12 protein-coding genes are annotated in these 14,262 nt (G+C 64.2%); 5 read left to right on the forward strand and 7 right to left on the reverse strand.

The window, feature by feature from the left end; all coding sequences use genetic code 11:
- Positions 1-257: 257 nt before the first annotated feature.
- Positions 258-710, reverse strand: a complete 453-nt coding sequence (locus K3F49_RS22475; protein ID WP_234683132.1) for an endonuclease domain-containing protein — start codon at positions 708-710, stop codon at positions 258-260.
- Between the two features lie 153 nt (positions 711-863).
- Here K3F49_RS22475 and K3F49_RS22480 point away from each other — a divergent pair, with 153 nt between their 5' ends.
- On the forward strand, positions 864-2,222 hold the full coding sequence (locus K3F49_RS22480) for an MBOAT family O-acyltransferase (RefSeq protein WP_234683133.1): 1,359 nt from the start codon (positions 864-866) through the stop codon (positions 2,220-2,222).
- Positions 2,223-2,224: 2 nt separating this feature from the next.
- Positions 2,225-3,118: a hypothetical protein gene (locus K3F49_RS22485; protein ID WP_234683134.1), complete on the forward strand. Its 894-nt coding sequence runs from the start codon at positions 2,225-2,227 to the stop codon at positions 3,116-3,118.
- 2 nt (positions 3,119-3,120) lie between these two features.
- Here K3F49_RS22485 and K3F49_RS22490 read toward each other — a convergent pair whose 3' ends face one another.
- From K3F49_RS22490 to K3F49_RS22515, 6 genes are all read right to left on the reverse strand, one after another.
- Complete coding sequence (locus tag K3F49_RS22490; RefSeq protein ID WP_234683135.1) at positions 3,121-3,894, reverse strand: SDR family NAD(P)-dependent oxidoreductase; 774 nt, start codon at positions 3,892-3,894, stop codon at positions 3,121-3,123.
- A gap of 157 nt (positions 3,895-4,051) precedes the next feature.
- On the reverse strand, positions 4,052-5,194 hold the full coding sequence (pimD, locus tag K3F49_RS22495; protein WP_234683136.1) for a pimeloyl-CoA dehydrogenase small subunit: 1,143 nt from the start codon (positions 5,192-5,194) through the stop codon (positions 4,052-4,054).
- A 133-nt stretch (positions 5,195-5,327) separates the two neighbouring features.
- Positions 5,328-6,518, reverse strand: a complete 1,191-nt coding sequence (pimC, locus tag K3F49_RS22500) for a pimeloyl-CoA dehydrogenase large subunit (protein WP_234683137.1) — start codon at positions 6,516-6,518, stop codon at positions 5,328-5,330.
- 16 nt (positions 6,519-6,534) lie between these two features.
- Positions 6,535-7,722 carry an acetyl-CoA C-acyltransferase gene (locus tag K3F49_RS22505; protein WP_234683138.1) on the reverse strand — a complete coding sequence of 396 codons (1,188 nt, stop codon included), beginning with the start codon at positions 7,720-7,722 and terminating at the stop codon, positions 6,535-6,537.
- Positions 7,719-9,395 carry a dicarboxylate--CoA ligase PimA gene (gene pimA / locus K3F49_RS22510; protein ID WP_234683139.1) on the reverse strand — a complete coding sequence of 559 codons (1,677 nt, stop codon included), beginning with the start codon at positions 9,393-9,395 and terminating at the stop codon, positions 7,719-7,721. Before pimA ends, K3F49_RS22505 begins: the two co-directional genes overlap by 4 nt.
- Before the next feature lie 193 nt (positions 9,396-9,588).
- Positions 9,589-11,685, reverse strand: a complete 2,097-nt coding sequence (locus tag K3F49_RS22515; protein ID WP_234683140.1) for a 3-hydroxyacyl-CoA dehydrogenase NAD-binding domain-containing protein — start codon at positions 11,683-11,685, stop codon at positions 9,589-9,591.
- Positions 11,686-11,813: 128 nt separating this feature from the next.
- On the opposite strand from K3F49_RS22515, the gene K3F49_RS22520 reads away from it, so the two are divergent.
- From K3F49_RS22520 to K3F49_RS22530, 3 genes are all read left to right on the forward strand, one after another.
- Positions 11,814-12,680: an IclR family transcriptional regulator gene (locus tag K3F49_RS22520; protein ID WP_234683141.1), complete on the forward strand. Its 867-nt coding sequence runs from the start codon at positions 11,814-11,816 to the stop codon at positions 12,678-12,680.
- Between the two features lie 66 nt (positions 12,681-12,746).
- Positions 12,747-13,544: an ABC transporter ATP-binding protein gene (locus K3F49_RS22525; protein WP_234683142.1), complete on the forward strand. Its 798-nt coding sequence runs from the start codon at positions 12,747-12,749 to the stop codon at positions 13,542-13,544.
- The gene (locus tag K3F49_RS22530; RefSeq protein ID WP_234683143.1) at positions 13,541-14,254 is read left to right on the forward strand and encodes an ABC transporter ATP-binding protein; all 714 of its coding nucleotides are present in this window, start codon (positions 13,541-13,543) and stop codon (positions 14,252-14,254) included. The genes K3F49_RS22525 and K3F49_RS22530 overlap by 4 nt, the downstream gene beginning before the upstream one ends.
- Positions 14,255-14,262: the final 8 nt, after the last annotated feature.

Here is a 14,262-nt window from a genome sequence, read left to right on the forward strand (position 1 = left end):
GGTGTCGGGCCAAAGAAACGAGATTGCCGGCAAGAGGTCAAGGTCGGATGAGCGGGCGCGATCCTTACCCTCCCGTGGAGGGGGAGGGTCGGGTCGCATTGAGCGCAGCGAAATGTGAGACGGGGTGGGGTGATCTCTCAACACGGGCGGCGTTCAATGCGGAGAGACCGTCACCCCACCCCGCTACGCATTCCGCTGCGCTGCATGCGTATCGACCCTCCCCCTCCAGGGGAGGGTAAGAGAAGAGCGCCCCGTCGCTAAGTCCGGCGATGCCTCAAGAGTGCGGCCTCCGCTTCGCGCGAACCGTACAGCTCGACATAGATGCGTTCGAGGACGGCGGTGAGATTGCCCGCGATCTCGGAATTCCAAAACCGGACAACACGGTATCCTTCGCTCTCGAGCCAACGTTGGCGTTCGAGGTCTCGTTTGGCCGTTTCATCTTCGTTGTGGTGCCCGCCGTCGAGCTCGATAATGAGGCGCTTGGCAGGACAGAAGAAATCAACGACGTAACGGCCGATCGGCGCTTGCCTGCGAAAATGCGATCCTTCGATCGGAATATCCTTCAGAGCCCGCCAGAGCTTGCGCTCGTGGGGCGTCGTGTTCGCCCGGAGCCTCTTCGCCGCTGCGCGTCGGATTGATGTTGAGACCATTTGCGCGGCTTCACCCCACCCCGGCTCGCGTTGCGCTTTGCGCAACACGAACTGACCCACGAGCGAGCTCCGCTCGTCTCGGACCCTTCCAGGGGAGGGTAAGCGAGACAGCGCATTCCGGCAACTACAAGTCGCGCCCACCCAAGGGGGTCAACAAGGCTATGACCATCTCGGCCAAAGTGGTACATGCCGGACGGGACAATCCGGGGCGGCATGAGTTTCACTTCGTTTCAGTTCGGCGTCTTCGTCGCGGTGGTGTTCGGCGCCTATTATTTGCCGCCGTTGCGCCGCTTCCAGGTGCAGCTGCTGGTGCTCGCAAGCCTGGTATTCTATGGCTCCGGCCAGCCGGACCTGCTGCCGCTGCTGCTGCTCGCCGTGCTCGGGACCTATCTCTGCCTGGTGCTGGCGTTCGACAACCGCGCGGTCTGGATGCCGGCCGGCATCGTGTTCAATCTCGCGCTATTGGCGTTCTTCAAATACAAGCTGCTGTTCATCGACCCGGGTGCGGTTCACCCGACCGGCGTCGCGCCGCTGGATGTACTGCTGCGGCTGCCGCTGCCGATCGGCATCTCGTTCTTCGTGTTCCACAATATCAGCCTGCTGGTCGACCTGACGCGGGAGAAGCGGTCGCCGCCGCTGCGGGATGTGTTTCTCTACATCATCTTCTTTCCGCAGCTGGTCTCGGGGCCGATCACCCGCGCGGGGCAGTTCATGCCGCAGATCGCGCCCAAGCAACTGGGCGACGTGGACTTCGTGGCGGCGGCCAAATGGATCCTGACCGGCTTCTTCTTCAAGCTCTACGTCGCGAACAATCTCAACGAGATGACGTCCTATATGGACTATCCGCTCTACGAGACCGTGGCGACGCCGGACCGCTGGCTGCTCGTGTTCCTGTACAGCTACCAGATCTATGCCGACTTCTTCGGCTATTCGGCGATCGCGCTCGGCCTGGGGCTGCTGTTCGGCTACCGCCTGCCCGTCAACTTCGACCTGCCCTACATCTCGGTCTCGTTCTCCGAGTTCTGGACCCGCTGGCACATCTCGCTGTCCACCTGGCTCAGGACCTATCTCTACATCCCGCTCGGGGGAAATCGGAAGGGGCCGGTGTGGACCTGCCTCAATCTGATGATCGTGATGACGCTCGGCGGGCTCTGGCACGGCGCGAGCCTGAGCTACGCCTTGTGGGGCATGCTGCACGGCCTGCTGCTGGTCGTTGAACGGCCGTTTCTGAAACTGCTCGGCGAAGCCGGGCCCGTGGTGCGGGTCGTCCGCATGGGCGTGGTGTTTTTCTGCGTGACGATGCTGTGGATCTTCTTCAAGCTGCCGAACTTCGATCACGCACTCGGCTATCTCTCGGGCATGTTCGCGCCGACGGACAATCCCAATCCGACAAAGCTGTTCCGCAACATGGCGCTGCTCTACGCCCTGCCCGTCCTGATCCAGCACCTCGGCATCGGCGCGCTGCTGGAGGGCAGATTGCGGCGATGGGAGCCGTATCTCTATGGCGCGCTGGCGGCGATGGCCTGGCTCGAGGCAGGTCCCGACGCCGCCTTCATCTATTTCCAGTTCTGACCATGCAGCACGCATCCAGGTTTTCATGGCTGATCAAATGCGCCGGCGTCGCAGTGGCGCTGCTGCTGGCCTGCGGCCTGGCGACGGAACGGTTCGGCCTGGCTCTGCAGCAGCCAGCCGTTACCACCCGCGACAGCAGCCTCGTCACCCTCGACCGCTACGCGCGGGAGCCGACGCCGGACATCGTGCTGGTCGGCAGCTCGGTCATGTGGCGCCTCAAGGAAGAGTATTTCTCGCTTCCCCAAGTCCGCAACCTGGCTCTGGCCGGAGGCACGCCAGTGACCAGCATGGAGATCCTTGCAGGGCGGCGAAACCTGCCGAAGCTCATCCTCATCGAGACAAACGTCCTCACGCGCGCGCCGGACACCACACTGATCGAGAAATTTTCGGGCGGCGTTGGCGCAGAAAGGCTGTTTCTACGTCCGATACGCGCGGCAACCGCGGCGTATGAGACCTGGAATCATGCCGCTCCCAGTCCCGCTCAGGCGCGAGCACAGCAGGATCACCTGCTCAGCCAGCCACCAAGCACGTTCGACAACAAGGTCTATCTCGACCGCGCAGTGGAACAGATGAACACGGAAGATCCGACCAGGTCGACGCGCACAAATGTCGCCCTTATCAGGACGCTCATCGAAGACCTGCAGCGGCGCGGTACGCGCGCCCTTCTGGTCCATGTCCCCTTCGCACCCGAGATCGAGGACTCCCGCTTCGTCCGGACCACCAAGGAGATCGTCGACCAAGCCTTCCCCGATCGCGGGCTTTGGCTACCGATCAATCCGCCGATCGGCGAACTGCGCTGGGATGACGGCGTACATCTCGACGAGCGCTCGGCCCTGCTCGTCGTGCGTGCTATCGAGAGCGCGCTGGCCGAGCGCGACGACGTACAGCGTCGCTAAAGCTACACCGAAGCCGTGGTCACGCCGCCGTCGATGACGATGGTCTGGCCGGTCATGAAGCTCGACGCATCCGAGGCGAGATAAGCGACCGCGCCGGCGATCTCGTCGGGCTCGCCGATACGTCGCAGCGGCGTGGTCGCGGTGCGACGCTTGAGGTTGGCTTCGTCCTCCCACAGCGCGCGGGCGAAATCGGTTTTCACAAGGCCCGGCGCGATGCAATTGATCCGGACGCCTTTCGGGCCCCATTCGCCGGCGAGCGAGCGGCACAGCGCGAAGTCGGCGGCCTTGGAGATACCGTAGGCGCCGATCACGGTCGAGCCGCGCAAGCCGCCGATCGAGGAGATGATGACGACAGAGCCGTTGCCGCGCTCGGCCATCTGCGGGATCGCGAGCGCGGAGAGCCAGATGTTGCTCTTGACGTTCGAGCCCATGATCTTGTCGAAGGCCTCGTCGGTGATGTCGAGCAGCGGGCCGTAATACGGGTTCACCGCGGCGTTGCAGACGAGGATATCGATCTTGCCGTAGTGTTTCGTGGCGCCCGCAATCAACGCCTCGACCTCGGCCTTGCGCGCGATGTTGCAGGGGATGACGGTGGCGTCACCGCCGGACGCATTGATGCCGTCGGCGACCTCCTTGCAGGCGTCGGCCTTGCGCGAGGAGACCACGACCTTGGCGCCGAGTTTTGCCAGCAGCTCGGCGGAGGAGCGGCCGATGCCGCGGCTGGAGCCGGTGACCACGGCGACTTTTCCGGTGAGATCGAACGGGGTGTTTTTCATTGACTGTCTCCCTCTTCTATTTCGTGCTCGCAGCTCCATCGTCATGGCCGGGCTTGTCCCGGCCATCCACGTTCTTCACTTGCCGCCAAGACGTGGATGCCCGGGACAAGCCCGGGCATGACGATCATTGTGCGGCTGCCGTCTCGCGATACGGCGATTAGACCAACCCACCCGCATCCGCGACGCGGCGCTGGTGGTAGTCGGTGTCGCCGAAGGTGTTCTCGATCATGGTCAGGCGCTTGAAGTAGTGGCCGATCTTCGCCTCCATGGTCATGCCGATGCCGCCGTGAAGCTGGATCGACTGCTGACCGACGAACTTCAGCGACTTGCCGATCTGCACCTTGGCCGCGGCGATCGCGTTGGAGCGTTCCCTGGCGTCCTCGAAATCGCCCGCCATGGTCGCGAACATCGACATCGAGCGCGCCTGCTCGGCGGCGACGAACATGTCCGAGGCGCGGTGCTGCAGCGACTGGAACGATCCGATCGCGACGCCGAATTGCTTGCGTGTCTTGATGTACTCGACGGTGGTCTTGAGCGATTCGTCCATCAGGCCGACCGCCTCGGCGCAGAGCGCGATGCGGGCCTCGTCCACCACGCGCTCGATCAGGGCGAGCGCGTCGTCGGGGTTGCCGATCGCAGCGTCGCTGCCGACCTCGACACCCGTCAGGGTGATGTCGGCGGCGTGCAGGCCGTCCTGCGTCGGGTACGACTTCTTGGTCACGCCCTTGGCATTCGCGGGCACCAGGAACACGCCGATGCCGGTCGTATCGCGGCGGTTGCCCCTGGTGCGCGCGGTGACGATGAGCGTGTCGGCATTCTCGCCGTTGAGCACGACGAATTTCTCGCCGTCGATGACCCAGCCGTCGCCCTTCTTCTTCGCCGTCGTGGCGACATCGAACAGATCATAGCGCGAGTTCTTCTCGAGCTGGGCGAACGCCAGCGTCTTGCTGCCGTCGACGATGCCGGGCACGTGCGCGGCCTTCTGCGCGTCGGTGCCGGCATGGCGCAGGAAGCCGCCGCCGATCACGACCGTCGCGAGATAAGGCTCGAGCACCAGCGCCTTGCCGAGGGCTTCCATCACGATCATGGTCTCGACACCGCCGCCGCCGAAGCCGCCATCGGCTTCCGCGAAGGGCAGGCCAAGCAGACCCTGCTCGGCGAGCTTGCCCCAGACGGCTTTGCTCCAGCCGCCCTTCTCCTTCATGTACTTCTTGCGGCTCTCGAAATCGTAGGAATCGGTCAGCAGGCCGTCGATGCTGTCCTTCAGGAGCCGCTGCTCCTCGGTCAAATCAAAATCCATGGTTCTCTCATCTCCCGGTGTCGATTTCGTCATGCCCGGGCTTGTGCCGGGCATCCACGTTCTTCGTGCGGTTAGGCGTGGATGGCCGGGTCAAGCCCGGCCATGACGGCGAGTGTGTGGCGGCGGGTAGAATTCACAATCCCAGCACCGCCTTGGCGATGATGTTGCGCTGGATCTCGTTGGAGCCGCCGTAGATCGAGACCTTGCGGTTGTTGAAGTAGCTCGGCGCGATCTGGGCGGTCCAGTCCATGGCCTCGTTCGAGCCGTCGTCGCCGTGCACGTCGTAGGGAGCGGCGAACGGGCCGATCACTTCCATGAGCAGCTCGGTGGTGGTCTGCTGGATCTCGGAGCCCTTGATCTTCAGCACCGATGAGGCCGGATTGGGCTTGCCCTTGCCGTGCTTGCCTTCGTCGGCGACGACGCGGAGCTGGGTGAGCTCGAGCGCCTTCAGCTCGATCTCGCAGGCCGCCAGCTTCTCGCGGAACGCGGCGTCCTGGATGATCGGCTTGCCGCCGGATTCGACCTTGGAGGCCAAATCGCGGATGCGGCGCAGCCGCTCCTTGGAGACGCCGACCCGCGCGATGCCGGTGCGCTCATTGCCAAGCAGGAATTTGGCGTAATCCCAGCCCTTGTTCTCCTCGCCGATCAGGTTCTCGTAGGGAACCTCGACGTCATCGAAGAAGACCTCGTTGACCTCTACGCCGCCGTCGATGGTCTGGATCGGGCGCACGGTAACGCCCTTCGACTTCATCGGGAACACGATGAAGGAGATGCCCATCTGCTTCTTGGCATTGTTGTCGGTGCGGCAGAGGCAGAAGATCATGTCGGCGTGCTGGGCGAGCGTGGTCCAGGTCTTCTGGCCGTTGATGATCCACTTGTCGCCCTTGCGCTCGGCTTTCGTCTTCAGCGAAGCGAGATCGGAGCCGGAGCCAGGCTCCGAGAAGCCCTGGCACCACCAGTCGTCGACATTGGCAATGCGCGGCAGGTACTTCTTCTTCTGCTCTTCGTTGCCGAAGGTGTAGATGACGGGGCCGACCATGCTGACGCCGAAGGCGAGCGGCTGCGGCGCCGGATAGGACTGCAGCTCCTCGTTGAAGATGTAGTGCTGCACCGAGGTCCACCCCGTTCCGCCATACTGCGTCGGCCAGTGGCTGGTGCCCCAGCCCTTCTTGTTGAGGATGCGCCACCACGTCACCATCTCGTCCTTCGAGAGATGACGGCCCTCGACCAGCTTGCGCCGCGTATCCGGCGGCACGTTGTCGCGGAAGAATGACCGCACTTCCTCGCGAAACGCCTGCTCTTCCTTCGTGAATGCGAGATCCATCGGATCCTCCTGTGAACTACTGCAAAATCTCGAACAAGCCGGCCGCGCCCATGCCGCCGCCGACGCACATCGTGACGACCGCGTACTTCGCCTTGCGGCGACGGCCTTCGATCAGAGCGTGGCCGGTCAGGCGCGCGCCCGACATGCCGTAGGGGTGGCCGACCGCGATCGCACCGCCGTCGACGTTGATCTTCTCGGGGTCGATCCCGAGCTTGTCGCGGCAATACAGCACCTGCACCGCGAACGCCTCGTTCAACTCCCAGAGATCGATGTCGTCGACCTTGAGCCCATGACGCTTGAGCAGCCGCGGCACCGCGAAGACGGGGCCGATGCCCATCTCGTCCGGCTCGCAGCCGGCGGAGACGAAGCCGCGAAAAATGCCGAGCGGCTTGAGACCGCGTTTCGAAGCTTCCTTGTCGCTCATGATCACCGAGGCGCTGGCGCCATCCGAGAGCTGGCTGGCATTGCCGGCGGTGACGGAGAAACCTTCGCCGCGCACGGCCTTGAGGCCAGCAAGGCCTTCAGCGGTGGTCTCGGGACGCGGACCTTCGTCCTGCGACAGCGTCACTTCCTTCATCGACACGGCGCCGGTCGCCTTGTCGGTGACCGCCATCTGCGTGGTGATCGGCGCGAGCTCGTCCTTGAACTTGCCGCCCTGCTGGGCCGCGGCGGTGCGGCGCTGGCTCTCCAGCGAATATTCGTCCTGCTTCTCGCGCGAGATGCCGTAGCGCTTGGCAACGATCTCGGCGGTGTCGATCATGGGCATGTAGACCTCGCCCTTGATCTTGAGCAGCGCGGGATCTTGCGCGTGGAAGCCGTTCATCTTGTCATTCTGTACCAGCGAGATCGACTCGCCGCCGCCGCCGACCGCGACCTCGACGCCGTCGAAGATCACCGAGCGTGCGGCAAGCGCAATCGCCTGCAGGCCCGAGGCGCACTGACGGTCGATCGTGGTGCCGGCAACGGTGACGGGCAGACCGGCTCGGAGCAGCGCCTTGCGCGCGATGTTGCCGCCGGTCGCGCCCTGCTGCAGCGCCGCGCCCATCACGACATCCTCGATCTCCTTCGGATCGACCTTTGCGCGCGCGACGGCTTCGCCGATGGCGTGGCCGAGCAGCGTGGCGCCCTCGGTGGCGTTGAGCATGCCGCGATAGGCCTTGCCGATCGGCGTGCGGGCGGTGGAAACGATGACGGCGTCGGTCAAGAGCGACCTCCTGGTTGCTTGGATTGTGACGGTTTCTGCTGCTGACGCAATTCGTGGCGCGACAGCTTTCCAACCGGCGTGCGCGGCAGATCGTCGACGTACTCGACCTCTGCCGGCAATTCGTGCTTGCCGACCTTGCCGGTAAGCTGCGCACGAAGCTCGTCGAGCGAGAACGGCTTTGCGTCCGGCTTCAGCTTGATGAAGGCCTTTGCGGCCTCGCCGCGATACTGGTCGGGAATGCCGAGCACGATCACCTCGTGCACGCCGGGAACGGTGTAGATCGCCTGCTCGATCATCTGCGGATAGACGTTGAAGCCGCCGGAGATGATCATGTCCTTCTTGCGATCGACGAGGAAGAAATAGCCGTCGGCGTCGACATAGCCGATGTCGCCGGTGAGGAAACGGCCGTCGGAGAAATATTCCGCGGCTTCCTTATGCTTGTTCCAATAGCCCTTGGTGACATTCGGGCCCTTGATGCGGATTTCGCCGACCTCGCCCGTCGGCAGCACCTTGGTCGGATCATCCAGCGACACCACGTCGAGCTCGATGCCGGGCAGCATCAGGCCGATCGAGCCCGGCTTCTCCGGCCCCGTCGGCGGATGGCCGGTGCCGGGCGAGCAGGTCTCGGTCATGCCCCAGCCGCTCTTGAGCTTCTTGCCGACCTTACGCTCGAAGAAGCTCGCGACCTCGACCGGCAGCGGCGCGCCGCCGGAGCCGATCGCGACAAGCGAGGAGAAGTCACGCCTGTCGAGATCCGGCAGCGCGGCAATTGCGATCCACATCGTCGGCACGCCCGGGAAATAGGTCGCGCGCTTGACCTCGATGTCGCGCATCACCGCTTCGACGTCGAAGCGCTGGTGCAGCGAGATCAGATTGCCGCGGCTCAGCGACGACAGCAGCACGACGGTGAGCGCATAGATATGAAACAGCGGCAGCACGCAGATCACGCGCTCGACGGCCGCGCCGCGCGCCGCGCGCGTCGGCAGACCCCAGACCTCGTAGATCGACACCGCCGAGGTGAGATTGCCGTGCGTCAGCATGGCGCCTTTCGGCAGGCCGGTGGTGCCGCCGGTATATTGCAACAGCGCGACGTCGTCGACCGCAACAGCCGGCCATTGCGCCGGCAGCGGCGCGCCTTCGACGAAGGCCTTGAAGGTGACGATGCGGGGATCGTCGGGGATCGCCGCCTGCGGCGTGCCGACCTTGCCCCAATCGTCGTCCTCGCAGACGACGAGGCGATCGATCAGCCTCTTCTCCAGGAATTTCAGCGCGGTTGGGAGCAGCGCCAGGAGGTTCGAGGTGACCAGCACGCGCGAGCCGGAGTCCGAGACCTTGTGCGTCAGCGCGATCTCGCCGTCGAGCGGCGAGAGATGCGCAACGCGGGCGCCGGCCTTCAGCGCACCGAAGAAATTGACGGGATGATCCGGCGTGTTGCCGAGGAACAGCGCAACAGAATTGTTCTTGCCGCAGCCGGCACGCAGGAACGCCGCCGCCGCACGCTCGGCCATCGCGGCGAGCTCGGTATAGGTGATCGGACGATCGCGAAACTCGAGCGCAGCGCGCGCGCCGTAATTCGCGGCCGCCGTCGAGAGCAGGTCGGGGAGCGTGCCCTGGGCGATGGTGTCGTCCCAATGCACGCCCTCGGGGTAAAACTGTTCGCCGGGATGGGTCATTTACAATTGATACTCTGCGAGGCGGTCGTGACTGCGTCGTGTGAGGTGAGCACCGGTGGACGGGCTCCCTTCCCCCTTGTGGGAAAGGGTTGGGGAAGGGGATGCCACGAACGCTGACGTCGCTTGGGGCTACCCCCCTCCCTAACCCTCCCCCACAAGGGGGGAGGGAACTGTGAGAGCGAGCCAAGCAGCATCAAGCCGCCTTCGACGCCGCGGCGAGCGAGGCGAACGTCTTGCCTTCCGCCGCGAGCTTCTTCAGCAAGGGCGCCGGCTCGAGGCTCGGGTCGTTGGTCTCCTTGGCGTAGTAGGCGAGACGGTCGGCGATGTGCTTGAGGCCGACGGTGTCGGCCCAGAACATCGGGCCACCGCGATAGATCGGCCAGCCATAGCCGTAGAGCCAGACCACGTCGATGTCGGAAGGACGTGCCGCGATGCCCTCCTCGAGGATCTTCGCGCCTTCGTTGATCATCGGGTACATCATGCGCTCGAGGATCTCGTCGTCGCTGACGACGCGCTTCTTGCGTCCGAGACGCAGCAGCGTCTCGTCGATCAGCTTCTCGACCTCAGGATCGGGCAGCGCCGAACGCGAGCCGGCTTCATACTTGTAGTAGCCCTTGCCGGTCTTCTGACCGAAGCGGCCTGCTTCGCAAAGCGCATCCGCGATCTCCGACTTGATGCCCCGGTCCTTGCGCGAGCGCCACCCGATGTCGAGGCCGGCGAGATCGCCCATCGCGAACGGTCCCATCGGCATGCCGAATTTTGTCACCACAGCGTCCACTTGCTGCGGCAGCGCGCCTTCGAACAGCAGCTTCTCGGACTGCTTGCCGCGCTGGGCCAGCATGCGGTTGCCGACAAAGCCGTCGCAGACGCCGACCACGGCCGGCACCTTCGCGATCTTGCGAGCGATATTCACCGCGGTCACCAGCGCATCCGGCGCGGTCTTGTCGGCGCGCACGATCTCGCACAGCTTCATGACGTTGGCCGGCGAGAAGAAGTGCATGCCGAGCACGTCCTGCGGACGCTTGGTCGACTTCGCGATCTCGTCGATGTTGAGATACGAGGTGTTGGAGGCCAGCACCGCACCCGGCTTGACGTACTGGTCGAGCTTGCCGAACACTTCCTTCTTCACCGCCATGGTCTCGAACACGGCTTCGATGACGAGGTCAGCATCGCCGACATTCTCGATGCCGACGACGCCGTTGATCAGCGCCATGCGCTTGGCCGGCGCATCAGCGGGAATGCCGCCGCGTGCAGCGGTCGCTTCCCAGTTCTTCTGCATGATGCCCATGCCGCGCTTGAGCTGTTCCTCGCCGGTCTCGATCAGGGTGACGGGAACGCCGGCATTGGCAAAGGACATCGCGATGCCGCCGCCCATGGTGCCGGCGCCGAGAATGGCAACACGGTTAACGGGACGCGACTTGGTACCTTCGGGCACGCCCGCGATCTTGGCGGCTTCGCGCTCGGCGAAGAAGGCATAGCGCTGCGCCTTGGACTGGTCGCTGGCGACGAGCTTGAGAAAACCCTCGCGCTCCTTCTTCAGACCTTCGTCGAATGGCAGGTCGATCGCCGCGCCGACGGCGTCGGCGGCCGCGAACGGCGCTTCCAGGCCGCGCGACTTCTTGGTCATGGCGGCAACGGCATTGGTGAAGATCGAGCGATCGGCCTTGGCCGCCGCGATCTTGGAATCGTCGTCGCGCAGGCGGCGCAGCGGACGCTTCTCGGCCAGCAGCTTGCGGACGAAGGCTTCGCCGCCGGAGGCCGGGCCCTCGACGATCTCCTCGATCAGGCCATTCTTCAGCGCCTCAGCGGCGCCAATCGGATCGCCACCGACGATCATCTTGACGGCAAGCTCGGGGCCGACCGCGCGCGGCAGGCGCTGGGTACCGCCGGCGCCCGGCAGCAGGCCGAGCTTCACCTCGGGCAGACCGAGCTTTGCCTCCTTGACAGCCACGCGGAAATGACAGGCCAACGCGACCTCGAGGCCGCCACCGAGCGCAGTGCCGTGGATCGCAGCCACGATCGGTTTCGGCGAATTCTCCATCTCGGCCAGCACTTCGTTCAGGCCGGGCGGCTTCGGCGGCTTGCCGAATTCGGTGATGTCGGCGCCGGCAATAAAGGTTCGGCCGGCGCAGGTCAGCACGATGCCCTTGATCGCGGGATCGGCGATCGCGGCTTTCATGCACTCCAGGATACCACCGCGGACTGCGGCACTCAGCGCATTGACCGGAGGGCTATTGACCGTGACGATCCCGACTTCGTCATGACGCTCAAGCTTGACCACTTCGCTCACGGTTTCCCTCCTTGGTGGGATTTACTTTTGTTCGATTTCGCGGTGCGGAATTTAATTCCGCATCTTGACGGCAGGGTTATTTTGAAGCACGTGGCTTGTCAACGACTCCGCGCAAGAGCAGATCAGGGATGAAGCGTACAGGAAAGAAGACCGCGGCCGATCGGAATTTCGTCGTCGCGCTTTCCCGCGGGCTTGACGTATTGCGAGCATTCCAACCCAGTGACGGACTTCTCGGCAATCAGGAGATTGCGTCCCGCACCAACCTGCCGAAGCCGACCGTTTCGCGGCTGACCTACACGCTGACGAAGCTCGGCTATCTGACACCGGTTCCCCGTTTCGAGAAGTATCAGCTGGCACCTGCCGCGATGGCGCTCGGTTACGCAGCGCTCGCCAATCTCGGCGTTCGGCATTTGTCCGAGCCGTTTCGCGAGGAAATGATGCGTGCCACCGGCGGCGCCGTCGCGATCGGCGGCCGCGACCGCCATAGCATGATCTATTTCGGGCAAAGCCGTGGCAGCGAGACGGTCGGCGTTCAACTCGACGTCGGCTCCCGCGTGCCGATTGCAACCAGCGCGATGGGTCGCGCTTATTTCTGGGCGCTCGGCGACGAGGATCGCGCCGAAGTGACCCGCATCCTGCGCGAACACTACGGCAGCCGCTGGCCCAAGATGCGCGACGGGCTGGAACGTTCGGGCGAGACCGTTGCGAAATACGGCTTCGCGATGTCCGTCGGCGACTGGCACGACGACATCGGTGCCGCCGGCGTCGCACTCAAGCTCAACGACGGAACCGGTCCCTACGCATTCAATTGCGGTGCACCCGCATTCCGCTTCACGGAAGAGCGTTTGATCAACGACATTGGACCGCGACTGCTGGCGATGGTAAGGAACATCGAAGCGGCACTTGGGGGTCTGATGCCGCAATCCAAAAAAGAAGTCAGCAAAAAGCTGAAATCAGGAGGAAAAGTTGCGCGTGTGGCCGAGGGGTTCAGATAGCCTTTGTCATCATCGGGAGCGGTCCGCATCGCCCCATCGCCCGCGGAATAGCGTGGGCGAGACGACATGACGCAGGCACAGCTCGCGCAGGGGACATCGCCCCTGCTCGCCGTTCGCGACGTCAGCGTCGTGTTCGGCGGCATCGTCGCGCTCAACGGCGTGTCCTTTGACATGCACAAGGGCCAGATCCTCGGATTGATCGGCCCCAACGGCGCCGGCAAGACCACGCTGTTCAATTGCCTCTCGCGCCTGTACCAGCCGTCGTCCGGCGACATCCTGATGGAAGGCGCGAGCATCCTGACGCGGCCGCCGCACCGGATCGCCGAGATCGGCATCGGCCGCACCTTCCAGAACGTGGCGCTGTTTCCGAACCTTTCGGTGATGGACAATGTCCGCGTCGGCACGCATGCCCGCACCTCCTCTGACATCATCAGCGACTCACTGCGCCTCGCCTGGATTCGCCGCAGCGAAACCAGCGTGAACAAGAAGGTGCACGAGATCCTCGCCTATCTCGACCTCGAGGACTTCGCCCACACCGTCGTCTCCGGTCTCCCTTTCGGCACTCAGAAGCGCGTCGAACTGGCGCGGGCGCTCGCGGCCGATCCGAAGATCCTGCTGCTCGACGAACCCGCCGGTGGCCTCAACCACGAAGAGGTCTACGTCCTCGGCGACCTCATCCGCAAAATCCGTGACGAGCGCCACATGACGGTGCTGCTGGTCGAGCACCACATGGGCCTCGTGATGTCGATCGCCGACCACGTCGTCGCGCTGAACTTCGGCAAGAAGCTCGCGGAAGGCACGCCCGCCCAGGTGCAGGCAGATCCCGACGTCATCAAGGCCTATCTCGGGAGCAAGGACCAATGACTGTTCTGCTCAACGTCAAGGACCTGCGTGCCTATTACGGCCAGGTCCAGGCGCTCCATGGCCTCTCCTTCTCGCTCGACGAGGGCTCGCTGACAACCCTGCTCGGCGCCAACGGCGCCGGCAAGACCACGACGCTGCGCGCGATCTGCAACATGGTGCGCTCCACCGGCGGCATCGAGTTCGACGGCAAGCCGCTGAACAACCGCTCGACCGAGAGCATCGTCCGGTTCGGCATCGCCCATGTGCCGCAGGGCCGCGGCACCTTCACCACCATGACGGTGGAGGAAAACCTCCAGCTCGGCGCCATCACCCGCAAGGACAATGCCGGCATCGTCTCCGACATCGAGCGCATGTATGCGCATTTCCCGGTTCTGAAGCAGCGGCATACCCAGCAAGCCGGCACGCTCTCCGGCGGCGAGCAGCAGATGCTCGCGGTGGCGCGTGCGCTGATGCTGCGGCCGCGGCTGATGCTGCTCGACGAGCCGTCCTTTGGCCTTGCGCCGCTGGTCGTGCGCGACCTGTTCGGCATCCTCGGCAAGATCAACCGCGAGGACAAGGTGTCGATCCTGGTGGTCGAGCAGAACGCCCAGCTCGCGCTCGAGCTCGCCGACCAGGCCTATGTGATCGAGACCGGCCGTATCGTGATGTCGGGCAATGCCAAGGACATCGCGAACAACGAAGAAATCCGCAAATCCTATCTGGGTTACTGAGGAGCCGG

Source organism: Bradyrhizobium monzae (assembly GCF_021458635.1).
Taxonomy (GTDB): domain Bacteria; phylum Pseudomonadota; class Alphaproteobacteria; order Rhizobiales; family Xanthobacteraceae; genus Bradyrhizobium.

What these genes read in the sequence shown, in the direction of transcription:
- K3F49_RS22480 (WP_234683133.1), top strand. Translation starts at nt 864, where the DNA reads ATGAGTTTCACTTCGTTTCAGTTCGGCGTCTTCGTCGCGGTGGTGTTC.
- K3F49_RS22485 (WP_234683134.1), top strand. Translation starts at nt 2,225, where the DNA reads ATGCAGCACGCATCCAGGTTTTCATGGCTGATCAAATGCGCCGGCGTC.
- K3F49_RS22490 (WP_234683135.1), bottom strand. Translation starts at nt 3,894, where the DNA reads ATGAAAAACACCCCGTTCGATCTCACCGGAAAAGTCGCCGTGGTCACC.
- pimD (WP_234683136.1), bottom strand. Translation starts at nt 5,194, where the DNA reads ATGGATTTTGATTTGACCGAGGAGCAGCGGCTCCTGAAGGACAGCATC.
- pimC (WP_234683137.1), bottom strand. Translation starts at nt 6,518, where the DNA reads ATGGATCTCGCATTCACGAAGGAAGAGCAGGCGTTTCGCGAGGAAGTG.
- pimA (WP_234683139.1), bottom strand. Translation starts at nt 9,395, where the DNA reads ATGACCCATCCCGGCGAACAGTTTTACCCCGAGGGCGTGCATTGGGAC.
- K3F49_RS22520 (WP_234683141.1), top strand. Translation starts at nt 11,814, where the DNA reads ATGAAGCGTACAGGAAAGAAGACCGCGGCCGATCGGAATTTCGTCGTC.
- K3F49_RS22525 (WP_234683142.1), top strand. Translation starts at nt 12,747, where the DNA reads ATGACGCAGGCACAGCTCGCGCAGGGGACATCGCCCCTGCTCGCCGTT.
- K3F49_RS22530 (WP_234683143.1), top strand. Translation starts at nt 13,541, where the DNA reads ATGACTGTTCTGCTCAACGTCAAGGACCTGCGTGCCTATTACGGCCAG.